Genomic DNA, 22360 nt, shown 5'->3' with positions numbered 1-22360 from the left:
ATGGCAAAGTTAGAAAATAAACAAAACACAAATCAACCAAATCCGGAAAAAACGGAGCAGGTTATCAAGAAGCATAAAAGTTCGCTTTGGGTAAGAATTCCTCTTTACCTTATTTTAACGATACTCGGACTTGTACTGTTGATTTTTATCGCAATTAATCTTCCTGTTACCAAACGTTATATTGCTAGTCAAGCAATAGAACTTCTGAACAACGATTTTAAAATGAAACTTAAAATCGATGATGTAGACGTTAACTTCTTTGGTGATGTCCGATTGAAGGGCGTTAGAATGAACGATTACAAGGATTTTGAATTCGTGAAAGCTAAAGAAATTCAAGCGAATTCGGATTGGTTTGCCTTGGCTTTTAACACGAGTGATCTTAAATTTAATAAAGTAGCTTTAATCGAACCAGACATCAAAGTTATAACCTATAAAGGTGATAGCATCAGTAATTTTATCCGTTATATCGATAATTTTAGTAGTGATAAACCATCGGATCCGAACAAAAAGTTCAAAATGAAAATGGTAGTCGATATCATCAATGGTAAAGCAAGTATTGTTAACGAAAATCATCCAGGTGAAGAAGGTCGTTGGTTAGATGCTCGCAATATTTATCTTCATTCTAAAGAGGTAAATATTGATGGTTCGGACGTTAAAGCCGATATTGGGAAGTTTTCGTTAATTACTAAACGTTGGGGGAAAGAGCATGTTATTGACCAATTTTCCACCAATTTCGAAATCACTAAAAAACATTTAAAATTATCGGATTTAGTTTTCAATACCGACCATTCTTTATTAATGGGCGGCGTCACGCTTAACCTTGATCCAAAAACAGGTTTTGCAGATTTTGGCGATAAAGTTAATTGGGATTTGGAGTTTAAACCAGGAAGTCAATTGAGTGGTTATGACCTTAGTTATTTTGTAACCAATTGGGATAACTATACGCCGATTAATATGTCGGGGACAATGACTGGTCCACTTAATAAGATGCATTTGCAAAACTTCCAAGTGCGATCGCAGGACGTTAATTTGCATTCTAAAAGTTTAAAAATTTCTGAAGTTCTCAATAAAAAATTCCTTATAGAAAGTGATCAACTCGACGCAGATATGACTTATAAAGGTCTTAAAGCAATGTTGCCGAGTTTTATTGCTAAAAGTTTAGGAAATATTGCTGATGATTTTGGACGTCTAAAATACAAAGGTGCGATTAGCGCAAAGCCCGAAGAAATCTATGCCAATGGTGAAGCTATTACAGGTATTGGACAAGCGAAAATCAAGAATTTTTATCTTACAGATTATAGTGGAAAAATGCCTCGTTATCGTGGTTACTTTGATGTTAAAGATCTTAATGTAACAGCTTTTACAAAGAATAAACAAGTTGGTCTAGTTACGGGGAAGTTCAATGTGGATGGACGAAGTTTTGATATCAACACCATGCATTTGCGTACTAAATCCGAGATTGCTCGTATTGAGTTGATGGGGAAAAATATCACAAATGTTGTGTTGGATGGTGTTCTAGATCGTAAAACTTACAACGGCTTGGTAAATGTTAACGACCCACACGCGAAAGCTAAAGTTAAAGGTCTTGTTGATTTTTCTACCAAACGGTTAAAAGCGGATATCATCGCAGATTTACAATATGTAGATCTTAAACATTTTGGTGTTGCAGCTGGTGATATGAACAGTGTTAGCGGTTACATCGATGGGAAAATTGCTATGACAGATCTTAATGATCTTAACCTAGATGCTAATGTTAAAAATTTGACTTTAGTATCATCAAAACAAAAATTGGTGTTACCAACGTCGGATATCAAAGCCTTTTTCGAAAACGGGAATCGCATTGTCTCTGTGGATGCTCCTGGAGCTGTTAATGGTCGAGTAGAAGGGCGTTTCAATCTTGAAGATATTGGCAAGATGGTGACCAATAGTATTAATAAAGTTTTGGTTGGTAATCCACCGCGTAAGACTTACAACGGTCAGTATTTTAATTTTGATTTCGATGTTAAACAAGGTTTGGTTGCTTTTTTTATGCCTGAACTAAAAATTCCGCAAGGTGCTTTAGTTAAAGGAAATTATCAAGGCGCAACTAATGATTTGGTCTTGGATGCAGATGCGCCGTACATCAAATATATCATGACCAAGCAAGAAGAGCTAACCGAAGCAGAGAAATTCTTGGCAGAAACCGACGAACATTATAAACCCGAACTTAAAAAAACAATTGATAGCGCGATGGTCGACAGCCTTCGACTTCGAGTTAATACCGCAAATCTTGAACAACAAGTTTTGGCTTCTGTTAAAAGAGCTGAATACAATAAAAATGTTATTAAGGATTTACAATTAAAAGCCAACAATGAGAATAATCAAAAACTTCATATCGCGACTAATTTCAAGTTAGGGACTTTAGATGAAGAAGCAGATGATAAATTAAAGGAGTACGCAGTCAATCTTAACCAAACGACCAATCCTCGTGGCGATTATGTCTTTAGATTTGAGCCGACTGAGGTTAAAATTAATAATGTCGCTTGGAGTATTGATACAAGTCCAGAGTTAGACCATTCGATAACTTATCGATTAAAGGAGAAAGATTTTCAGGTTCATAATCTAAGGGTTTATTCCGATGACAGCTCGTTGTTGGTGAAAGATGCTATTTTTAAATCAGCTAAAGATTTCGATGCTGATGCTGAAGTTAGCAATTTTGACATTGGTAAAATTCTGGCGCTAACGTCATCTGGCGACAGCGATAATAATCTTGATATTAAAGGGACAGCTAACGGATCTATCAAGATCAAAATGAATGATAAAAACCTTGAGCCTTTAATAGATCTTAAAGTTGAAGATATCTTTATGAATGGTGAAGCGATGGGTAATTTCGTTATTAATGCGACCAAGAGCACTCGTCCTAATGTTTTGGATATCGATATACAAGCAAAATCTAGCGAATTGTTTGGTAGTAATAATTTACATGTAACAGGTACTGTAGACAATAATACCAAATCACCAACGCTAGATATGACTGCCGAGATGAACGACTTTGATCTTCGTTTTGCACAACAATTTGTAAAATCAATTTTTGGAAATTTCCGAGGAAAAGCGTCGGGAGATCTTAAAATTTCTGGGACTTTGGCAGATTTAGATTATAGTGGCGATATTGCTTTAAAAGGTTTCGGGCTTAAGCTTTTGTTTACTGGTGTAGATTATAAATTTGCGGATACAGTTATCAACCTATCGCGTGGACAAGCGCTTATCAACAGTGTTGAAGTTAACGATGGTCGCGCCAATTCTAAAGGACGTATCTCGGGGATGATCCAGTTTGAGACTTTATCTTCGATGGCGATCAACTTAATCTTGGAAGCAGATAATCTTTTAGTGTTAAATAGTACGCAAGATGATAACGATCTTTTCTGGGGAAGAGTCTATGCGCAAGGTGACTTGTATGTGTCAGGACCAGTTTCTGGCTTGGAGATTACAACACCAAGGATGAAAGCGCTTAACATGAGTAATTTTACATTTAATAGTAATTCTACTTCTCATGTTGAAGAATTCAAAATGTTAAGATTTTTGAAACGTGACGAAGCTGGGGTAATTGCCGTTGAAGAAAAGAAAAAAAGTGGCGCTAATATGCTAATCGATTTTAACCTTGTTGTAGATAAAGGCACAACAGTTAATGTGTTGGTTGGTGATGACGTTGGTGATATCAGCGTTCGTGGTGACGCAAATCCTTTACGTTTCCGAATGGAGCGTAACGGAAACGTAGGTATCAACGGAACCTACATCGTAGACAACGGAACTTTCGTATCAAAAGCGATTCTTAGTAGAACCTTCCAAATTGCAAAAGGTAGTAGCATCCGTTGGGATGGTAATCCGATGACGCCAGATTTAGGAATTACGGCCAATTATATGAGAACCGTGACCAATGCTGGTGAATATCTGGGATTAAGTCTTCAACCGATTAATGTACAGTTGACCGCCGATATCACAGGTACGCTAACCAAGCCACAAATTGCTTTCGGGGTTGGTGCGCCAGATGTTTCCTCGCAAGTTAAAGAAGCTTTAGCAAGCAAGATGTCTGACGAAAGCGAAAAGATTGTTCAGTTCGGATCTATCCTTGCTATGAATAGTTTTAACGTTTCTAATGCTGCAGGTTTTGATATCAATATAGGCAGAATAGGGGAAAATGCAGGTTACAATATGTTGTTCAAACAATTGGGTTCTGTACTTAACACCATTAGTAATGTCTACCAAATTGACTTAGGATACATCCAAGGTGATGCAGGGTCTAATACTGGTGACCGTGTTAATACAAGTGTGAGTTTTGCACTTTCACCAAGGGTTAAAATAAAAACTGGTCTGGGGATTCCTGTGGCTAGATCAGACAATGCTTCTACCAATAACTTCCTATCGGGGGAAGGTATTATCGAATATGACTGGAGTAAAAGTAATAACGGTTCGCGATTGTTAAGAGCCTATTCTAAACCATCAAATATTGGCGTTGGTGTTGCATCAGCTGGTCTTAACCAAAGTTATGGCGTTGGGGTGGTGTACAGCAAAAGTTTCGATTCTTTCAAATACTTATTTAAGAATGAAAGAAAAGAAAAAAATGCGAATAAAAAAGATGATAAAAATCAAGTTATTAAAATTGATTCTTTAAAAAAAGATACAATTAAATAAATTTTTAGTAGAAAAAATGCGAAATAGCGTTAAATCTTGTTAATGTTATTTCGCGTTTTTTTTATTTTAATCATTTTTTATAAATTTGCAAAAGATTCTTAGAATTTTTAACAAGACAATATTTAAATAGTTATGAATTACCAACTAGACGAGATCGATAAAAAAATATTAGATTTTTTGGTAGAAAACACGAGAATGCCGTTTACGGAAATTGCTAAGCAAATGGACGTTTCTGCGGGTACAATCCACGTGAGAGTGAAGAAAATGGAAGATGCAGGGATTATTTTGGGTTCGTCTCTTAATATCGATTACGGCAAACTAGATTACCACTTTACAGCCTTTATTGGGATACTTTTGACAAAATCTAACAGAACGCAAGATGTTCTTAAAGAACTTTCTTTGATTCCCAACGTTGTTGAAGCAAGTGTTATCTCTGGAAAATACAATATCTTTTGTAAAGTAAGAGCAAAAAATACGGAAGATGCTAAGCGTATTATTTATCAAATTGATGATATCCAAGATGTTATGAGAACCGAAAGTATGATTTCTATGGAAGAATACTTAAGTGACAAAAACAGATTGATCAACGCAGTATCAATATAATTTTTATCATCTAAAACTTAATGGAAAGGGCTTTGTTTATTCAAATGCCCTTTTTATCTTTATAGCATGAACGAGACAACGACAACAAACGATAAAAGTTGGGCTTCCAACAGATTTTTTTACGGAATTTTAATATTCCTTGCGCTACATTTTTATTTGTCAATTAATACCGACTTAGCCGAGTTTACCCAACATAAAGACATTAATATCCCGACTTGGTATTTCTATATCGTTTTTGTTGTAGATGCGTTGGTATTGCTTAGTCTGGTGCTTATCGCGATGTGGAAAAAGATTGGCGTTTATGCATTTCCGATATTCATGGTTGCCCATTTTTTAATACACAATTACTTTTTATCGACATTTTTATATTCGGATGTCAGTGTATTATTTTTCTTTGTTGGGCTCGGACTTTTAGCAATCATCCCACGTTGGAACACTTTTAAGTAAATTTTAGTCTTAAATTTTTCTATATTTTTTCTGAATTTTAAAAAACTTTTGTGGTTTTATTTTATTTTTTTTTATTAAATCAAAACTTTTTTGGTTAAAAACAAGACTTATTCACTTTCTCCTCAATCGTATATTTCAGTTTTAAAAAAGTAATTCCCCAAATAGAAAATTGGTGTAAAGCGTCGATTTGCAGTTTGTCTTTATTAAATTTTAAATCTAATCGCTCGTGCATCGTCTTTACAAATAGTCCATAGAAATGGTCTTTTTTATCTTTTAAAACAAAATAAAAACCAGACTCTCCAAATTATTTTCCATTCGATTTTAAAACCAAACTTCCATCTTTTAAAATTTCTTTTTCCAAAAGAACACTTACATTACCATGCGGTAACGGAAAAATGATTTTGAAAAAATCCTTGTTTTTAATTTTACAAAACGTATAAATTCCAGAAAAAATTAACTTTTTGGTTTTTGCGGATTTAGGATTCCAAATGGTCCAAACCGTTCTGTCGTCGGAATCGTTTTTAAGTTTCAAAATGCTACTAATAAAACTGGTGTTGAGGTCAGCAGATTTTGATGGCAAATTAAGTTGTTGCAATCGATTGCTAAAAAGCTGTTGAAGTAGATTCGAAAAGACTTTAAAAAAAGGATTCCAGCTAGCTTCGATTCCAAAATTATAATTGGATGTTTTTTGGTAAAAATCTAAAATCTTAGGATCAATTTTTAAATCAGATTCTGTTTTAAAAAAGAGATCATCTTCCAATAATCCTGATTCTAGACTGTTTTCGTCCAAATACAAATTGTCTTCTTTTGCCATTTTGTCAGCATAATTTATTTGGAACTCCGAATCGCCAGTCGGTCCAGGCAACCAATCATCTTCTGGAGAACTGAGTTGTCGACCAGTCGATTTAGCCCAAATTTGTGTGATAAAATCTTGAATGGCCAAGGTGTTTTATTTACGATTCAGATATTTTCTTCCAGGAATAAAACAAATCAAAAACCCAACAACAAACATGCAAATTCGCGACCACAAATCGCCTGTTCTCACATAGAAAGTTTCGCCTTCCAAAAGATTTGCTTGCGCAGTTAAAGCGCCTTGCGCACCATACGGAAGTTCGTCAACAATGTCACCGCGTGCGTTGATATGGGCACTAGTTCCGCTGTTTGCAGAACGGACAATCTCTCGACGTGTCTCAATAGCACGAAGTTTAGCATAAGCCAACAACTGCTTATGACCTTGTGAATAACCCCACCAAGAGTCGTTGGTAACGATGGCTAGTAGGTTTGCGCCTTTTTTAATGTAATCATTAGTGAATTCGCCATAGATGCTTTCATAACAAATAACAGGCGCTAATTTCGCTTTGTTAAAAGGATTTGCAAATACTTTTCGTTCTTTATCAATACCAAGAGAGCTAACAGTTCCACCCATATTTAACATCGCATTACCGAGAACTGGTTTTAAGACATTTATGTAAGGGAAAATCTCGACACCGGGCACTAATTTGCCTTTATGGTAGACTTCAACATTTTGATTTGGGATAATTTGCACCGCCGAATTATAATCATCAACCCAAAAATTACGTCCTTCAACGAAACTTGCAGTTTTCGATTTTTGATTTTTTTCTTCTTCGTTTTGATAAATATAATAAGTCGAAGCGCCTCCCATAAACAAAGTTTTGGGATGTTGTGCTAAAAATGATTTGATGTCATTAATCAACAAACTATTATGAAAGCCACGTTCGCTGATGCTTCCGTAGCCAGGAAATGACGTTTCGGGAGCGAGATAAATATCGATTTTTTCTGGATGGCGACTATCCTTCAGCACCGAATGTTGTCCTGCAATATTTAACAATTCTGCAACAATGGCAACACTATCTTTTTCATATTTTTCGTGATACGGATCGAGGTCTGGTTGTAGCATCGCTACATTAACACTTCCTACAGGTTTTTCTTCGTAATTAATATACATCAAGTACGAAATCAACATCGGGACAACCGCCAATCCTACAACCAAAGAACTATTAATAATCAAAGATTTTCGTTGTCTACCAGCTTCCCAAATTCTGATGGTGTAAAAGACTAAAACATTGATTAGCAAAATCCAAAGACTGCCACCAGTTGCGCCTAAAGTGTCATACCACTGGATAAATTGATGTTGATCAGCAAACACATTTCCTAGATTTAACCAAGGCCACGTCAATTCCCAACTCAAATGGAATTTCTCGAAAACCATCCAAATTGCTACGAAAAATACCAATCCAAAATAAGTCCCTTGACTTTTTTTATACCAATGATAAAACTGAAATGTCAACGACATTAATAACGAATTTATGACAACTGGGAAAACAATAGCCATCATAGAGTGGCTTCCATCAGGATTAAGGGAGTTGTACAACCAACCAGTTGTGACAATATTCCAAATGGCAAATATTAAGTAGGATAAGCCAAAAACTGCCCAAGATTTATGTTTTATTTTACTAAATTTTGAAATCTCATGTTCGACAAGAAGTAAAGGTACAAACGCGAAAAATATAAAATATGGTATACCGTAGGTAGGCCAAGATACACAGAATAGTAATGCAGATATTAAGCTAAGAATGATGTATTTCATTGCTAAAATTTGACTCAAAAATACGATAATATAATCTTCTAAACTTTATTTTTGCAATGATATTTAACTGTTTATGGGAAAAGTAATTTTAACAATTGGACTTTTGATTTTGTCTAACACTTTTATGACTTTGGCTTGGTACGGACATCTCAAATTCAAGGACATGAATTGGTCACAAAACCTCGGTCTTATCAGTATTATTTTGATAAGTTGGGGCATTGCTTTTTTCGAATATGTTTTGCAAGTCCCTGCGAACAGAATGGGTTTTAAAGAAAATGGTGGACCTTTTAATCTTTGGCAACTCAAAGTAATACAAGAAGTTATATCATTAAGTGTCTTTACAGTATTCGCTATTTTTGTTTTTAAAAATGAAACACTTCGCATGAATCATCTTATCGGTTTTGGCTTTTTGATTCTCGCAGTTTACTTTATCTTTAAAAAATAATGCTCAAATTTTTAAAAACAATTTATCGAATTCTCATCATTCCGTACGCGATTGTGTTGTTGTACTATATGTTTTTGGGATTTGGTAGAGAAGTGATGTCGATTAACATTGTAAGATTAACACCCTTGGTGTCGACAATACAATTTGTTGAGAATTCATTATTTTTAAAAGATATTCTCATCAACATTATCGGGAATTTTTTAATGTTTTTACCCTTCGGATTTTTGGCTTGGATTTCCCCAAGATTTTACGATTTCAAAACTTTGATTCTTAGTTTTTTATTCGTTTTAATCATCGTTGAAACCTTGCAATATGTCACAAGGCTCGGTGTTTTTGATATTGATGATATTATCCTTAACTCCATTGGGATGAGTCTTGGATTTTTATTAATGATTTTTCTTGAGCGGATTTTAGTGGCTAAACATTAAGTTCTTTAGAACGTTTTTCGGCGGCTAAAATTCCTTTTTCGATGGTAGATTTTAGTTCGTTTGCATTAAAACTTTTAAGTGCAGCTTCGGTTGTGCCGCCTTTGGACGCAACATCTTTTATTAGATCATCGAGACTTCTGTCCGAATTATTAATAAGATGATAAGCACCCAACATGGTTTGTTTAACAAACAGTTTCGAAAGATTTTCTTCGATGCCCATTTCTATACCAGCTTTTATCATTGCATCAATAATGTAATAAAAGTAAGCTGGTCCACTTCCCGAGAGTGCGGTCACAGCATCCAACTGCTCCTCGTCTTCCAAATAAACCGAACGCCCGGTACTGTTAAGTAGTCGCTCGATATTGATCAGTTGACTAAAATTAATACCATCAGCAGCGGTGTAACCTGTAATGCCCATGCCGAGAAGTGTTGGCGAATTTGGCATCGCACGAACCACCATTTTATGATTAAATGCTTTCTGAATTTTTTCGATTTTGACACCAGCCATTATGGATAAAAGCATTTGGTTTTCTTTTATTTTGAATGGAAGATTTTCTACAACATATTGAAAATCTTGCGGTTTTACGGCTAAAATGATGAGATCAGCCTCGATGTTTTCAACTTTATCGAAAGTGCTAACATGAGACTTCGGGAATTCTGATTGTAGTTTTTCGGCTTTGTTGTCGCTTCTAACAATTAGTTCGAGGTCGGAAGCTTTGAGAAGTTCATATTTTAAAAAAGATTTAGAAAAGGAGACGCCCATATTGCCAGCTCCGAGAACGCAGATTTTCATGTTTAAATAATAGTTTGGATAATTGTATTTTAATTTTTTTTAAAAATAGTTATTTTATCCTATTGTTTTTAAATTATTAAGAAAACTATTCTAAAATCTATTTTCGGAATTTAATTTTAAAAGGTTTGCATTAAAGAATATTTACTTCGCGTTCAAGCTTAATTCCGAATTTTTCTTTAACCGAATTAATAATTTCTGTTGAAAAATCGAAAATCTCTTTGCCAGTCGCATTTCCTGTTTTATTGATAATCACCAAAGACTGAAGATGATGCGTCGCAACATTTCCAATTTGTTTGCCTTTCCAGCCACATTGTTCGATGAGCCAACCTGCAGGAACTTTTACCCAATCACCATTTGGATAACCTTGTATGTTCGGGAATTTATCTTTTAAAACCTCGAATTGACTTAACGGAATTGTTGGGTTTTTGAAAAAACTTCCGGCATTTCCAATTTCTTTAGGATTCGGGAGTTTGCTTTCTCTAATCGCAATCACAGCTTTAGAAACCTCTTGGATGCTCGGATGCTCTATATTCATTTTTTCGAGTTCAGCTTTTATAGCGCCGTATTCGGTTTTGATGTGATGTTGATGCGTTGTCAAACGAAAAGTAACATTCAAAATAACATATTTACCTTTTCCTTCTTGTTTAAAAATAGAATCGCGGTAACCAAATCTACATTTTTCTAAATCGAAAGTTTCAACTTCTAAAGAGTCAAGATTAAGAACGTCGCAAGATTCAAAAATATCTTTTATTTCGGTACCATAAGCGCCAATATTTTGCATCGGCGATGTGCCAACATTTCCAGGAATTAAAGATAAATTTTCTAAGCCGCCATAATTTTTTTCTAAACAATAAAGTACAAATTGATGCCAATTTTCACCAGCATTGGCGGTCACCAAAACATGATTATCGTCTAGTTTTTTTTCAGAAATTTCTTTTAAATCTAATTGAATTGTACAACCATCAAAATCTTTTGTTAAAAGAATATTGCTTCCGCCACCCAAAAACAATATATTTTCGTTTTGGATTTCGGGATGTTGAAGCACCTCGAGAAGCGCTTCAACAGATTTTATTGTTACAAAATATTTAGATTTCGCTTCAACACCAAAACTGTTGAAAGCTTTTAGGGAAAGATTTTTCTGAATCATTCTTAGAATTTGAAACTGCTAAATTATCAAAATTAAAAGAAATTGACTTCATAAAGCATCATAAAAAAAGCGGGAAAATTTTCCCGCTTCACTATTTATTTTATCTGTCGTTGTAGACTTTAAGAGCATCTCGAAGAATCTCTGCACTACGTTTTAGATCTTCAGATTTTAGAACGTAAGCAATTCTAACTTGTTTTTTTCCTAATTCTGGATTGCTATAAAAACCTCCAGCCGGCGCTACCATAATAGTTTCTCCATTGTTAGAGTAACTCTCCAAAAGCCATTGTGCAAACTCTTCAGTATCATCAACAGGAAGTTCTGCAACGCAATAGAAAGCACCTTTTGGTTTAGGACAAATAACACCTGGGATTTTGTTTAACAAGTCAACTAAAAGATTTCTACGTTTTGTATATTCTTCACGAACACCACGGATATAGGCGTCGTCGTTAACGTGTGCCGCAGCTGCAGCAATTTGTCCCAATAATACTGGACTTAGTCGCGCTTGTGCAAACAACATTGCGGCATCATGTATTTTTTTAGAACGAGTAATCATACAACCGATTCTTACACCACACATCGAGTAACGTTTTGATTCAGAATCAATTATGATGCAGTTTTCTGACAATTCTGGGAAAGCCAACATCGAAATTTGTTGCTTGCCATCGTAGACATATTCTCTGTAGACTTCATCCGAAATCACAACAATATCGTGTTTAAGAGCGATGTCCGCCAATTGTTGCAATTCTTCTTTGGTGTAAAGATATCCTGTTGGGTTACCAGGATTACAGATGATAATTGCCTTCGTTTTATCCGTGATTTTTTTCTCAAATTCTTCCATCGGCGGCAACGCAAAACCACTGTCAATACTTGATGGGATGGCCACAACATTCACATTAAATGTACTTGTGAAACCATTATAATTCGCATAATAAGGTTCAGGGATAATTACTTCGTCCCCGTCATCACAAAGCGTTGAGATTGCAAAGTTTAAAGCTTCTGATCCACCGTTAGTTACAATGAAGTTATCAGGTGTAATATCTTCGAAACCTAATGTATTGTAATATGTTGTTAAGGCTTTTCTATACTCAAGATTTCCCTCAGAAAGTGCATATTCTAGAACTTTTAAATCGATATTTTTAATAGCATCTATAGCTGTTTGAGGCGTTTCGATATCAGGTTGCCCAATGTTAAGATGGTATACTTTTGTACCTTTTTGTTTGGCTTGTAAAGCGAAAGGAACTAATTTTCTAACTGGCGAAGCAGGCATGTGCTTAGCGCGTTGTGATATTTTTGGCATAATTTCAAAAATTTGTATGGCAAAAATAAGATTTAATTTTCTAAATTTAAACTTCATTTTTTCCTTAAACTAAAATTTAGAACCAGTATGCAAATAGAAGCGACAACTGTTGAAGATTATATTTCTAAAATTCCTGAAGAACGTCAAGAGATTATTAGACAAATGATTGATGTCATCAATAAAAATCTTCCAAAAGGTTTTGAAAATATCACAAGCTACGGAATGCAAGGTTGGGCAGTGCCTTTAAAAGATTATCCCGCGGGTTATCATTGTGCGCCTGGGACACCTTTACCGTTTATTAATTTGGCATCGCAAAAGAATTTTATCGCTTTGTACCACATGGGAATTTATGCAAAACCTGATTTGTTAGATTGGTTTGTGGAAGAATATCCAAAGCATTCTAAACGAAAATTGGACATGGGAAAATCTTGCATTCGATTCAAAAAGATGGATGATATACCATTAGATTTAATCGCTGAACTTTGTCAAAAAATGACTGCTAAAGATTGGATTAACTGTTACGAATCAAACTATAAACGATAAAAAAAAAACTCAGCAAAGCTGAGTTTTTTATTTTGAATTTATTTGTAAATCAAGACTTCAATTTCACCCTTGTCGGTTACCGCGCCACGATACATACCTTCTGTATTGAAAGGCATCGCTATGTTTCCGTCTTTGTCCAAAGCGATAATTCCGCCGCTGCCGCCTAATCTTCCGATTTCATCGATGCTTGCTTGGCTGGCATCTTTAACATTTTCTTTTAAAAACTTCATACGATCGGCTGCAGTTTTGGATGCCACTGTACGGATGAAAAATTCGCCCCAACCTGTTGCTGAAAGTCCAACTTGGTCATTAGCATAAGTTCCGGCGCCGATAATTGGAGAATCGCCGATACGATTATACTTTTTGTTGGTCATACCACCAGTTGAAGTTCCTGCGGTGATGACGCCGTTTTTGTCCAAAGCGACAGCGCCAACGGTCCCGAATTTTTGATCGATTAAAAAGTAATCTGGTTGTTTTTGATGCGTTGCCGAAATTTTTTTTCAGATTCTTTAACTTTCATTTTTTGTAAACTGTTCCAAGTTTTTTCGGTCCAAAAGTAGTTAGGATCAACAATTTCTAAACCTTGTAATTTTGCAAAATCTTCCGCGCCTTTGCCAGCCATCATTACATGTTCAGATTTTTCCATAACAGCTTTTGCCGCAAGAATAGGATTTTTAATCGTAGTTACACCAGCCACTGCGCCAGCTTTTAGATTGTTGCCTGTCATCACCGATGCATCCAACTCGTTTTTGCCTTCGTTGGTGAATACGGCGCCTTTTCCTGCATTAAATAAAGGCGAATCTTCCATCACCATAATTGCGGTTGTTACTGCGTCTAATGAAGATTTTCCGTTTTTGAGTTCAGAATAGCCTTTTTGCAACGCTTCAGTAAGTTTATCACGGTATTCCTTTTCTTTTTCGGGTGTTAGATTGGCTTTAGTTATTGTGCCAGCGCCACCGTGGATGACCATAACATATTTTTTTTGAGCCATTGTCATAGCACTAATCAGTAAAAAAGGAAGTAAGAGTTTTTTCATAAAAAAAGGATTTGCATCAAATTTAATAATATTTAAACGCTTAAAGCATCGGTTTTCAAAAGTTTTAAAATGCTTTTGTAAATTTGCAATCGTAAAAATGAAGCGGTATGAAACTGAAATTATTCTTTGTTGGACTATGTTTAATAATAGTAAGTTGTGCTTCTCATGTAAAATATAAAGGTGTGGAAAACGGAGATTTGCTTTTTGTAACGGCGCAACAGGAGGGACTTTCTGGGGCAATTAATAATGTGACACAAAAAGAAGAAAGCGCCAATTATGATCATATCGGCTTGGTAGAAAAAGATGGAAAAGATTATTTTGTATTGCATGCTGCGCCACGAGGCGGTTCTCAACGACAAGCGATGTCAGATTTTGTGAAAGAACAAAAGCAAAAAGGTCAACATATTGTAGTTTATCGTTTAAAAAATCCATTTCAGAAAAGTATTCCTTATGCGATAGAACAAGCAAATTCTTTGGTCGGAAAGCCTTATAATTTTGATTATATTTTAAGTGAAAACGCTTATTATTGCTCAGATTTTATCGAACGCTCTTTTAGAAAAGATGATATTTTTAAACTCGAACCTATGACGTTTGTCGATCCAAAAACTGGCGTAACTAATGTTTTCTGGAAAGATTTTTATCAAAAGAAAAATCTCGAAGTTCCCGAAGGGAAGTTAGGTTGTAATCCCAATGGATTGGCAGCTTCTGAAAAGCTGGAACGCATCAAAATTTTAGATTAAATTTTCACCTTTTCGCTCACATTTTTACCTGTTTCAAAATCTTTTCCGGTCAGAAGAATATAGTCTGCACTTGGCTTTAATCCTGAGTCTTTTAATTGGATAAACATCTTTTCAAGATAAATTCTTGCCTTACGCCATTGTTTTGAATGTGCAAGATATTTGGGGACAGCGCTTCCGAAGTTCATTAAAATCGTCTTTAGTTGACACAACCGAGTTTTCAGAATTTGCTTTTGATTCTACTTTCGCTTCGGCGTTTTCGATGTCGGTCTTAGAGTCTAGCAACCCTCCAGCACCAGCTAGTTTTACGTCTTCCTCATCAGATTCATCCTCTTATTCGTCCTCATCTTCTAGATCATCTTCATCGAGTTCTTATTCGGGAGGTTCTAGCTCTAGCGGTTCTAGCGGCGGTGGTTCATCTGGCGGCGGTGGCGGTGGTGGCGGTGGCGGCGGTTGGTAAGCCTTATCGTTGTTATCTAATTGATAAACAGGATTATATTGTTTTCATTAATTTTTGAAAAAATACTATCTTGACGTTGCTCTGTAATTGGATAAGTTTGGGAATTGTAAATAATCTCGTGGTCTTTCTTTTTAAATTTTAAAAATTTTGGAAAGCCTGTTTTTTCTTTGGTTTTAATTAAATCAGAGACATCTACTTTTTGAGTTGCAAAACTTTCACTTCCCGAAAATTGAATTTCCGTCAAAAGATTTAGCCGATACTTATAAATTTCTTTAATTAAAAAATCTTTATTTTCGAATTTTATAAAATTTGTATTTGGATAAATTGAGAGATAGTTTGGGTTGTATTCTGCAATGAGAATCTGTTTCGGTTTCGAAAACGAAAATAAGTCTATCAGCAAAATAACTAACAGGCTTAGTATTATTAAAACAAATTTGAAATGTTTCAAAAGATGTTTAATTCAAAGTTTATTTCCAAAAAATAGTGCACCAATCAACAAAAGCGGTCATAAATTTTTTAAGATATTCAGTTGTACGTTCATCCAGTTTTCCATTTTCATCAAATGCTTTTCCGATTTGGCTTAAATAAATTTCTGGCTGTTGCATCGTGTAGATATTGACCGATGTCAAAGTCTGACGTAGATGGTGATTAGCCCCGAAACCGCCCAACATCCCGGGAGAACTGCTGATAACTGCGCCAGGTTTTTTGCCCCAAACGCCTTTTCCGCCGGGTCGAGAAGCCACATCGATGGCATTTTTAAGAACTGCTGGTACCCCACGATTGTATTCTGGCGTTACAAAAATACAAGCATCTAATTGTTTTACGCTTTCACGAAATTCTTTATAATTCTCTGGTGCTTCATCATGGTCGTCAAAATCCTGATTGTACAAAGCTAATTGTCCGATTGGGATAATTTCTAATGTCAAATTTTCTGGTGATAAAGCAATTAGTTGCTCTGCAATTTTTTTTGAAAAAGCTTCTTTTCTAAGACTTCCTACAAAAATGCCAATATGTTTTTTGTCCATCATTTTATTTTTTTATTGATTTAAAATTAATGAATTTTTCGAGAACATATTTATTTTAAAAGACAAAAGACATCCTTTTCAGAATGTCTTTTGTTTATTTTTCAGAATTAGATTCTCTTAATATCTGCGCCAAGCGCTTTCAGACGACCATCGATGTTTTCGTACCCACGGTCGATTTGCTCGATGTTATAGATGGTTGATTGGCCTTCCGCCGAAAGCGCTGCAATTAGCAAAGCATTTCCTGCACGAATATCTGGCGACACCATCGTTGTTGCACGCAAAGGCGTTTCGTGATTTAATCCAACAACTGTGGCTCTATGTGGATCACAAAGGATAATCTGTGCTCCCATATCAATCAATTTATCAACGAAGAATAATCTTGATTCAAACATTTTTTGATGTACCAAAACAGTACCTTTTGCTTGCGTCGCAACTACCAAAATAATCGACAACAAATCTGGCGTAAAGCCTGGCCAAGGCGCATCAGAAATATTTAAAATCGATCCATCGATAAACTTCTGAATTTTATAATGTTCTTGCGCTGGGATAAAAATATCATCACCGCTTTTCTCTAATTGGATCCCAAGTTTTCTGAATGTATCAGGAATAATTCCTAGCTGGTTCCAATTAACATTTTTAATGGTAATTTCTGACTTAGTCATCGCTGCAAGACCAATCCAAGAGCCGATTTCTACCATATCAGGAAGCATGCTATGCTCTGTTCCGCGTAGTGAAGTTACACCCTCAATCGTTAAAAGATTAGAACCAACACCCGAAATATTTGCGCCCATACGAATCAGCATTTTACAAAGTTGTTGTAGATAAGGCTCGCATGCAGCGTTGTAGATTCTTGTTTTTCCTTTTGCTAAAACGGCTGCCATAAGAATATTGGCAGTTCCTGTAACCGAAGCTTCTTCTAGAAGGATAAATTTACCGTGTAATTCTTTCGCTTTTAAAGAATAATATTGTTCTTCTTCATCGTAAGAAAATTCAGCACCCAATTCAACAAAACCTTGGAAGTGCGTATCGAGACGACGTCTTCCGATTTTGTCACCGCCAGGCGTAGGCATATAAGCTTCGCCATAACGCGCTAGCATTGGACCTAACAACATAACAGAACCACGAAGTTTTGCACCATCTTTTTTAAACTCAGGAGATTTTATGTAATCAAAATTAACAGCGTCCGCTTTGAAGGTGTAATCGCCGCGACCATTTTTTGTGATTTTCACATTGAAGTCACCCAGAATCTCAATCAAACGATTAACGTCGTGGATGTCAGGGATGTTTTTGATTCTGATCTCTTCATCTGTTAACAATACAGCACACAAAATCTGAAGCGCTTCATTTTTAGCACCTTGCGGTGTAATGTCGCCATATAGTTGTTTTCCTCCTCGTATTTCAAAAGCTCCGTTCATTATTTTCTGTTGTTTTTCTGATTGTTTTGATTATTCTGATTGTTGTGATGATGTCTTTTTTTTGCGTTATTATTAGTGTTTTGGTTTCTGTTATTCTTGTTGTTATTATTACGATTGTTGTTGTAATAGATTTTACTCTTATCTAAAGAGTCTATACCTGTCAAATCGAGTCTATTTTGAGATAAATCCTTAAGATGACGGATAATAACATCGTCTTGTACATGTTCTTTATTATACACATTGTAAGACTTTTTCATGTTGTTTGCGATTACTTGTATCAATGCATCTTTTTCGTCACCAGGTTCTAAAACAATAGCGCGTTCGATAAGTTGCAAAATACTTTTACCATAGAATTTGTACTCATTATCATAAGACGGATACGGCATTTTTCTAGGTTTGGTCGTTAATTCTTCCGGTGTCAAAATCGGATATGGCGAATCTACATCGAGATCATGATTGGCTAAAATAAATAGATGATCCCAAAGTTTGTGTTTATAATTTTCTTCGTCACGCAGATGCGGGTTGCGTTGTCCCATAAATTCTATAATGGATCTTGCGGCATCATTTCGCTCTTCTTTGGTTGGTAGTGTTCTACAGATTTCTACCATCTCTTGGATCATTCTGCCATATTCTGGCATTTGAAGCGCACTTCTTTCGGTGTTGTATTCCATAACTGCAAATATAGGAAATAATAGAAATTTTTGATAGTTCAAAATTCTCTCAAGATGTTAAATTATCGCTCGTTTTTTTAACTAAAATTCGTCGGGGATCAATTTCTTTCGATCTTTTTCTGACGGAATTCTGCAATGTTGAGACATTATATTTTTGCGACGTTTTGCAACTTGGTCGTATAAGAAATCTCTAATAAAGTAAGGGAGCACTTTTCCAAGGATGGCGGTGTGGTAGATTCCGCCTATTGTTCTTGCAATTTTTATAGCAGCATCCGACTTTTTAAGATAAAATGAATTCGGTTTCCAAAGGTAAATACTGTCATAATCTTGGCGTGGCAGTTGTCTTTCTTTTAAAAATTTTTGTCCAAAATTAGATTGTAAAGCTGCAAACAGAAACTGATCTTTCGTATCTCTATCCAAAATCCATTGCACCCAGAAGTTGCAAAATCCACAATCACCATCATAAAAAACAATGTATTTATCGCGGAAATTGTTTGGTAAATTTTCCATTAAAAAATATTAGCTTCTTCTGTATCTTGTTTAACTTGTCGGAAATACTCGATTAGCAATTTCTTCGTTTCTGGCGTTAGTTTCGCTTCCGGATGGCCAAGAAGATAAGATTCTAAAGGCATTTCGTCTTTCTCCAACATTTCTATTGATTCTTCCAATTTGTGAGCTTGGCGTTTTGGTTCGTAAGTGGCCCAAGTTGAGAAGTTTAATTTAACCCTACCTTCGTCAATATGATTTTTCAAAAACCAAGATGCTGGCGCAATGTCAGCATACCACGGGTATTTTGTCTCGTTAGAATGACAATCATAACAAGATGTTTTCAAGATTTTAGAAACTGTTATGGGCGGTTTTTTAGTGTTTACAAAATCCATTTGTGGATTGATCTCAGGATTAATTTTATCAATTGGAAAAAATTGAATCATGATAAAAGCGACCAAAATTACCGTAATTACTTTTTTCATATCCGAAAGCTTTTTTAAAAAGTGAATTTAAGAAAATTTCAGCTAATGCTTTTATTTCTTTTTTATTAATCATTTTCAAAATTTATTTTAGATTAAGGTTAAAATAAATGCTTGCAACATTAATATTTTACCACTTAATTGATAATTAATATTTAACGCAAAATATTTTATTTGAAAAAGTTTATCTTTGCAAAAAAATTGGGCTCCGAAAGTCGGAGAGACCCATTAATAATCAGGTCCTAATGCAAATACTAAAAGCTAAGGATTATTAAACATTTTTTTATGTCAAATATTGTTGCCATCGTTGGTCGCCCTAATGTTGGGAAATCTACGTTATTTAACCGTTTATTAGAAAGAAGAGAAGCTATTGTTGACTCTACTGCTGGTGTTACCAGAGACCGTCACTACGGGAAGTCTGATTGGAACGGTGTAGAATTTACGGTTATTGATACAGGAGGTTATGACGTTAATAATGATGATATCTTTCAAGAAGAAATTTCGAAACAAGTACAATTAGCGATTGACGAAGCAACGTCTGTCGTATTTATGCTAAATGTTGAGGAAGGGCTTACTGAAACTGATCAAGAGATTTACGAAATGCTTCGTAGAGCTAACAAACCAGTCTATGTCGTTATTAACAAGGTGGATTCTTCAAAAGAAGAATTAGCTGCAACAGAATTCTATCAATTAGGAATCGATAAGTATTATACTTTATCTTCTGCAACTGGTTCTGGTACGGGAGAATTACTAGATGATGTTGTGAAGGATTTTCCCACGACAGAGTACAATGATCCTTTCGAAGGACTTCCAAAAATTACGATTGTTGGTCGTCCGAATGTTGGTAAATCGACATTGACAAATGCTTTACTAGACAACGAAAGAAATATCGTAACCAATATTGCTGGTACGACGCGAGATTCTGTACAAAGTTTATATAAAAAATTCGGTCACGAGTTTGTGTTAGTGGACACGGCTGGTATGCGTAAGAAGAATAAAGTTTCTGAAGATTTAGAATTTTATTCGGTGATGCGTTCTGTGCGTGCTATCGAAAACTCGGATGTTGTCATTATCATGGTGGACGCAACTTTAGGTTGGGAAGCGCAGGATATGAGTATTTTCGGAATTGCGCAAAGAAACCGTAAAGGTATCGTAATCGTTATCAACAAATGGGATTTGGTAGAGGATAAAAAAACAAATACAATGCGCGATTTCGAAGCGGCAATTCGTCACAAGATTGGTCAATTTAGCGATGTTCCAATTTTGTTTACATCAGCTTTAACTAAGCAACGTATCCTAAAAGCGGTCGATACAGCGATGGAAGTTTATGAAAATCGTAAACAAAAAATCAAAACGTCTAAACTTAACGAAGTGATGTTGCCGATTTTTGAAAACACACCACCACCAGCTATCAAAGGAAAGTATGTGAAAATCAAATATTGTGTGCAATTGCCAACACCATCGCCACAGTTTGTGTTTTTCTGTAATCTTCCGCAATATGTTAAAGAACCTTACAAAAGGTTTACAGAAAACCAATTGCGTAAAGAATTTGGATTTTCGGGTGTTCCGATTGAAGTTTATTTCAGACAAAAATAAAATATCAGCCTTTCGATTTTTCGGAAGGCTTTTTATTCCTTAACTTTATAGCTAATTTATATTTTTAAAAAGAATTACTCTTTATGGTAACAGAATTGTCCCAAGAATTTTCTTTAGTCAACTCGTGGATTAATGACTTACGAAATGTTGATGTACAACAAGATCGCATGAAGTTCCGTCGAAATTTGGAAAGAATCGGCGAGATTGCAGCCTTTGAAATTAGTAAAGGTATGGCGCAAGTCGATGTGGAAATTACCACGCCTTTGGATAAAGTTGCAGCTAAAGAAATTGCAGTACAACCAGTTATTACAACAATTCTAAGAGCGGGAGTTCCGTTATTTCAAGGTGTTCTTAACTATTTTGATAAGGCGGATTGCGGATTTGTAGCCGCTTACAGAAAGCATGATGCAAACGATTATTTTTCCATTAAGCAAGATTATTTAACTTGTCCTAATCTGGATGGTCGACCGTTGATTGTGGCGGATCCTATGTTGGCAACGGGCGCTTCGTTGATTGAAGCCATAAAAGATTTGTTAACCAACGGAGTACCAACAGAGATGCACATTGTTGCAGCTATCGCAAGCCAACAAGGTGTTAACGCTATTCAGACAGCTTTTCCAAATGCTAAAATCTGGGTTGGTGTTATCGACGCTTCTTTAACTTCGAAAGGTTATATTACGCCAGGACTGGGCGACGCAGGCGATTTATCTTACGGCGAAAAGTTACAACGCTAGTTTTTTCGATTTAAAATCGTAAATCATAAATTTTTCTTAATCCATTGCAACTACTAAGATACTAACTTTTGTATTGGGGTGTTTTAGAATTTCCCATGCAATACTTGCAAGCGTATTGCCCGTTGTGTAAACATCGTCTATTAAAAGAATGTGTTTGTTTTCGGGATTTCCAATAACTGAGAAAAGAGTTTCTGTTTCCGTACGTTGTTGTTTGTCTTTTTGAGCTTGCGCTTTGTTGTGAGAATTTCTTTTTAGAAGTTGATGATTTATAGGGATGTTATAAAGTTTTGATAACTCATTTCCTAATAAAGTTAATTGATTGTAACCTCGTTTTTTCAACTTTTTTTGATGCAGTGGTACGCTGACGATTTCGTCGATATTTGTAATGCTGATTCTGTCAAAGATCCAATGTGAAAAATGTTTTCCGATGAATTCTTGGTCGCCATATTTTAGTCGATGAAGTAGATTTCTGGCAAGATTTTCTTCTTTAAAAATAAACAAAGCATAAGCTTGTTCAATAGGAAAAAGAAGTTTTGCTTTTTGTGCTAAAGGATTTTCGCAATCAAATTTAAAATGGCTAAAACTCAGTTTTTCTTCACAAATATCGCAAAGAATTGCGTTTGCAGAGATAATTTCTTCGCAAGCCAAACAACGATTCGGAAAAAATAAATCCAAAAACATGGCAAAATTCTTTGCTTAAATATAATAATTTTAGGCGATAGATATTTGTTTAAACTTT

At 35.4% G+C, this 22360-nt stretch carries 23 protein-coding genes and 1 pseudogene; 10 read left to right on the top strand and 14 right to left on the bottom strand.

The window, feature by feature from the left end; translation table 11 throughout:
* The 3 genes from AC23MB_RS07890 (at position 1) to AC23MB_RS07880 (ending at position 5718) form a co-directional block, all read left to right on the top strand.
* Positions 1 to 4668, top strand: coding sequence for a translocation/assembly module TamB domain-containing protein (locus AC23MB_RS07890; RefSeq protein WP_487786938.1), 4668 nt, complete (start codon positions 1 to 3; stop codon positions 4666 to 4668).
* Between the two features lie 132 nt (positions 4669 to 4800).
* Positions 4801 to 5271, top strand: a complete 471-nt coding sequence (locus AC23MB_RS07885; RefSeq protein ID WP_079666753.1) for an Lrp/AsnC family transcriptional regulator — start codon at positions 4801 to 4803, stop codon at positions 5269 to 5271.
* A gap of 66 nt (positions 5272 to 5337) precedes the next feature.
* Positions 5338 to 5718 (top strand): hypothetical protein, encoded by a 381-nt coding sequence (locus AC23MB_RS07880; protein WP_487786937.1) that lies wholly within the window; start codon positions 5338 to 5340, stop codon positions 5716 to 5718.
* A gap of 304 nt (positions 5719 to 6022) precedes the next feature.
* On the opposite strand, the gene AC23MB_RS07875 is transcribed toward AC23MB_RS07880, so the two are convergent.
* Positions 6023 to 6661 (bottom strand): hypothetical protein, encoded by a 639-nt coding sequence (locus tag AC23MB_RS07875; RefSeq protein ID WP_487786936.1) that lies wholly within the window; start codon positions 6659 to 6661, stop codon positions 6023 to 6025.
* Positions 6662 to 6667: 6 nt separating this feature from the next.
* Positions 6668 to 8326, bottom strand: coding sequence for an apolipoprotein N-acyltransferase (lnt, locus tag AC23MB_RS07870; RefSeq protein WP_487786935.1), 1659 nt, complete (start codon positions 8324 to 8326; stop codon positions 6668 to 6670).
* A gap of 73 nt (positions 8327 to 8399) precedes the next feature.
* Between lnt and AC23MB_RS07865 the strand changes: the two genes are divergently transcribed.
* Positions 8400 to 8771, top strand: a complete 372-nt coding sequence (locus tag AC23MB_RS07865) for a DMT family protein (RefSeq protein ID WP_409506619.1) — start codon at positions 8400 to 8402, stop codon at positions 8769 to 8771.
* The gene (locus AC23MB_RS07860; protein WP_487786934.1) at positions 8771 to 9199 is read left to right on the top strand and encodes a VanZ family protein; all 429 of its coding nucleotides are present in this window, start codon (positions 8771 to 8773) and stop codon (positions 9197 to 9199) included. Before AC23MB_RS07865 ends, AC23MB_RS07860 begins: the two co-directional genes overlap by 1 nt.
* Here the strand turns inward: AC23MB_RS07860 and proC are convergent.
* From proC to AC23MB_RS07845, 3 genes are all read right to left on the bottom strand, one after another.
* The gene (gene proC / locus AC23MB_RS07855) at positions 9189 to 9992 is read right to left on the bottom strand and encodes a pyrroline-5-carboxylate reductase (protein ID WP_487786933.1); all 804 of its coding nucleotides are present in this window, start codon (positions 9990 to 9992) and stop codon (positions 9189 to 9191) included. The two genes, AC23MB_RS07860 and proC, sit on opposite strands and share 11 nt — an antisense overlap.
* A gap of 130 nt (positions 9993 to 10122) precedes the next feature.
* Positions 10123 to 11139 carry a UDP-N-acetylmuramate dehydrogenase gene (gene murB / locus AC23MB_RS07850; RefSeq protein WP_487786932.1) on the bottom strand — a complete coding sequence of 339 codons (1017 nt, stop codon included), beginning with the start codon at positions 11137 to 11139 and terminating at the stop codon, positions 10123 to 10125.
* Between the two features lie 100 nt (positions 11140 to 11239).
* The gene (locus tag AC23MB_RS07845; RefSeq protein WP_313028433.1) at positions 11240 to 12436 is read right to left on the bottom strand and encodes a pyridoxal phosphate-dependent aminotransferase; all 1197 of its coding nucleotides are present in this window, start codon (positions 12434 to 12436) and stop codon (positions 11240 to 11242) included.
* 87 nt (positions 12437 to 12523) lie between these two features.
* Between AC23MB_RS07845 and AC23MB_RS07840 the strand changes: the two genes are divergently transcribed.
* Positions 12524 to 12979: a DUF1801 domain-containing protein gene (locus AC23MB_RS07840; RefSeq protein WP_487786931.1), complete on the top strand. Its 456-nt coding sequence runs from the start codon at positions 12524 to 12526 to the stop codon at positions 12977 to 12979.
* A 38-nt stretch (positions 12980 to 13017) separates the two neighbouring features.
* Here AC23MB_RS07840 and AC23MB_RS07835 read toward each other — a convergent pair.
* Positions 13018 to 14015: pseudogene (locus AC23MB_RS07835) on the bottom strand (isoaspartyl peptidase/L-asparaginase family protein).
* A 107-nt stretch (positions 14016 to 14122) separates the two neighbouring features.
* On the opposite strand from AC23MB_RS07835, the gene AC23MB_RS07830 reads away from it, so the two are divergent.
* Positions 14123 to 14755 (top strand): YiiX/YebB-like N1pC/P60 family cysteine hydrolase, encoded by a 633-nt coding sequence (locus AC23MB_RS07830; protein WP_374329053.1) that lies wholly within the window; start codon positions 14123 to 14125, stop codon positions 14753 to 14755.
* On the opposite strand, the gene AC23MB_RS07825 is transcribed toward AC23MB_RS07830, so the two are convergent.
* The gene (locus AC23MB_RS07825) at positions 14752 to 14862 is read right to left on the bottom strand and encodes a hypothetical protein (RefSeq protein ID WP_374329052.1); all 111 of its coding nucleotides are present in this window, start codon (positions 14860 to 14862) and stop codon (positions 14752 to 14754) included. The two genes, AC23MB_RS07830 and AC23MB_RS07825, sit on opposite strands and share 4 nt — an antisense overlap.
* Before the next feature lie 17 nt (positions 14863 to 14879).
* On the opposite strand from AC23MB_RS07825, the gene AC23MB_RS07820 reads away from it, so the two are divergent.
* Positions 14880 to 15212, top strand: coding sequence for a hypothetical protein (locus AC23MB_RS07820; protein ID WP_487786930.1), 333 nt, complete (start codon positions 14880 to 14882; stop codon positions 15210 to 15212).
* A 16-nt stretch (positions 15213 to 15228) separates the two neighbouring features.
* Here AC23MB_RS07820 and AC23MB_RS07815 read toward each other — a convergent pair whose 3' ends face one another.
* From AC23MB_RS07815 to AC23MB_RS07790, 6 genes are all read right to left on the bottom strand, one after another.
* Positions 15229 to 15456: a hypothetical protein gene (locus AC23MB_RS07815; RefSeq protein WP_487786929.1), complete on the bottom strand. Its 228-nt coding sequence runs from the start codon at positions 15454 to 15456 to the stop codon at positions 15229 to 15231.
* Positions 15457 to 15679: 223 nt separating this feature from the next.
* Complete coding sequence (locus AC23MB_RS07810; RefSeq protein ID WP_487786928.1) at positions 15680 to 16240, bottom strand: NADPH-dependent FMN reductase; 561 nt, start codon at positions 16238 to 16240, stop codon at positions 15680 to 15682.
* A 104-nt stretch (positions 16241 to 16344) separates the two neighbouring features.
* Positions 16345 to 17652 carry a UDP-N-acetylglucosamine 1-carboxyvinyltransferase gene (gene murA / locus AC23MB_RS07805; RefSeq protein WP_487786927.1) on the bottom strand — a complete coding sequence of 436 codons (1308 nt, stop codon included), beginning with the start codon at positions 17650 to 17652 and terminating at the stop codon, positions 16345 to 16347.
* Complete coding sequence (locus AC23MB_RS07800; protein ID WP_487786926.1) at positions 17652 to 18323, bottom strand: DUF4290 domain-containing protein; 672 nt, start codon at positions 18321 to 18323, stop codon at positions 17652 to 17654. The genes murA and AC23MB_RS07800 overlap by 1 nt, the downstream gene beginning before the upstream one ends.
* Positions 18324 to 18404: 81 nt before the next feature.
* The gene (locus tag AC23MB_RS07795; RefSeq protein ID WP_487786925.1) at positions 18405 to 18833 is read right to left on the bottom strand and encodes a thiol-disulfide oxidoreductase DCC family protein; all 429 of its coding nucleotides are present in this window, start codon (positions 18831 to 18833) and stop codon (positions 18405 to 18407) included.
* On the bottom strand, positions 18833 to 19294 hold the full coding sequence (locus AC23MB_RS07790) for a heme-binding domain-containing protein (protein WP_487786924.1): 462 nt from the start codon (positions 19292 to 19294) through the stop codon (positions 18833 to 18835). Before AC23MB_RS07790 ends, AC23MB_RS07795 begins: the two co-directional genes overlap by 1 nt.
* Positions 19295 to 19576: 282 nt before the next feature.
* Between AC23MB_RS07790 and der the strand changes: the two genes are divergently transcribed.
* Positions 19577 to 20887: a ribosome biogenesis GTPase Der gene (gene der / locus AC23MB_RS07785; RefSeq protein ID WP_487786923.1), complete on the top strand. Its 1311-nt coding sequence runs from the start codon at positions 19577 to 19579 to the stop codon at positions 20885 to 20887.
* Between the two features lie 83 nt (positions 20888 to 20970).
* Positions 20971 to 21621, top strand: a complete 651-nt coding sequence (upp, locus tag AC23MB_RS07780) for a uracil phosphoribosyltransferase (protein ID WP_487786922.1) — start codon at positions 20971 to 20973, stop codon at positions 21619 to 21621.
* 36 nt (positions 21622 to 21657) lie between these two features.
* On the opposite strand, the gene AC23MB_RS07775 is transcribed toward upp, so the two are convergent.
* On the bottom strand, positions 21658 to 22302 hold the full coding sequence (locus tag AC23MB_RS07775; RefSeq protein WP_487786921.1) for a ComF family protein: 645 nt from the start codon (positions 22300 to 22302) through the stop codon (positions 21658 to 21660).
* Between the last annotated feature and the right edge of the window lie 58 nt (positions 22303 to 22360).

Source organism: Soonwooa sp. T0.1_25, from assembly GCF_057652215.1.
Note: the sequence above shows the minus strand (reverse complement) of the source record. Positions and strands in the feature narration are given on the sequence as shown.

Excerpts from the sequence above, each read along its gene's own strand:
- AC23MB_RS07880 (WP_487786937.1), top strand. The coding sequence starts at position 5,338 with ATGAACGAGACAACGACAACAAACGATAAAAGTTGGGCTTCCAACAGA.
- murB (WP_487786932.1), bottom strand. The coding sequence starts at position 11,139 with ATGATTCAGAAAAATCTTTCCCTAAAAGCTTTCAACAGTTTTGGTGTT.
- AC23MB_RS07840 (WP_487786931.1), top strand. The coding sequence starts at position 12,524 with ATGCAAATAGAAGCGACAACTGTTGAAGATTATATTTCTAAAATTCCT.
- proC (WP_487786933.1), bottom strand. The coding sequence starts at position 9,992 with ATGAAAATCTGCGTTCTCGGAGCTGGCAATATGGGCGTCTCCTTTTCT.
- upp (WP_487786922.1), top strand. The coding sequence starts at position 20,971 with ATGGTAACAGAATTGTCCCAAGAATTTTCTTTAGTCAACTCGTGGATT.
- AC23MB_RS07860 (WP_487786934.1), top strand. The coding sequence starts at position 8,771 with ATGCTCAAATTTTTAAAAACAATTTATCGAATTCTCATCATTCCGTAC.
- AC23MB_RS07830 (WP_374329053.1), top strand. The coding sequence starts at position 14,123 with ATGAAACTGAAATTATTCTTTGTTGGACTATGTTTAATAATAGTAAGT.
- AC23MB_RS07890 (WP_487786938.1), top strand. The coding sequence starts at position 1 with ATGGCAAAGTTAGAAAATAAACAAAACACAAATCAACCAAATCCGGAA.
- AC23MB_RS07810 (WP_487786928.1), bottom strand. The coding sequence starts at position 16,240 with ATGATGGACAAAAAACATATTGGCATTTTTGTAGGAAGTCTTAGAAAA.
- AC23MB_RS07845 (WP_313028433.1), bottom strand. The coding sequence starts at position 12,436 with ATGCCAAAAATATCACAACGCGCTAAGCACATGCCTGCTTCGCCAGTT.
- der (WP_487786923.1), top strand. The coding sequence starts at position 19,577 with ATGTCAAATATTGTTGCCATCGTTGGTCGCCCTAATGTTGGGAAATCT.
- AC23MB_RS07885 (WP_079666753.1), top strand. The coding sequence starts at position 4,801 with ATGAATTACCAACTAGACGAGATCGATAAAAAAATATTAGATTTTTTG.
- AC23MB_RS07790 (WP_487786924.1), bottom strand. The coding sequence starts at position 19,294 with ATGAAAAAAGTAATTACGGTAATTTTGGTCGCTTTTATCATGATTCAA.
- lnt (WP_487786935.1), bottom strand. The coding sequence starts at position 8,326 with ATGAAATACATCATTCTTAGCTTAATATCTGCATTACTATTCTGTGTA.
- AC23MB_RS07825 (WP_374329052.1), bottom strand. The coding sequence starts at position 14,862 with ATGTTTATCCAATTAAAAGACTCAGGATTAAAGCCAAGTGCAGACTAT.
- AC23MB_RS07800 (WP_487786926.1), bottom strand. The coding sequence starts at position 18,323 with ATGGAATACAACACCGAAAGAAGTGCGCTTCAAATGCCAGAATATGGC.
- AC23MB_RS07865 (WP_409506619.1), top strand. The coding sequence starts at position 8,400 with ATGGGAAAAGTAATTTTAACAATTGGACTTTTGATTTTGTCTAACACT.
- AC23MB_RS07795 (WP_487786925.1), bottom strand. The coding sequence starts at position 18,833 with ATGGAAAATTTACCAAACAATTTCCGCGATAAATACATTGTTTTTTAT.
- murA (WP_487786927.1), bottom strand. The coding sequence starts at position 17,652 with ATGAACGGAGCTTTTGAAATACGAGGAGGAAAACAACTATATGGCGAC.
- AC23MB_RS07775 (WP_487786921.1), bottom strand. The coding sequence starts at position 22,302 with ATGTTTTTGGATTTATTTTTTCCGAATCGTTGTTTGGCTTGCGAAGAA.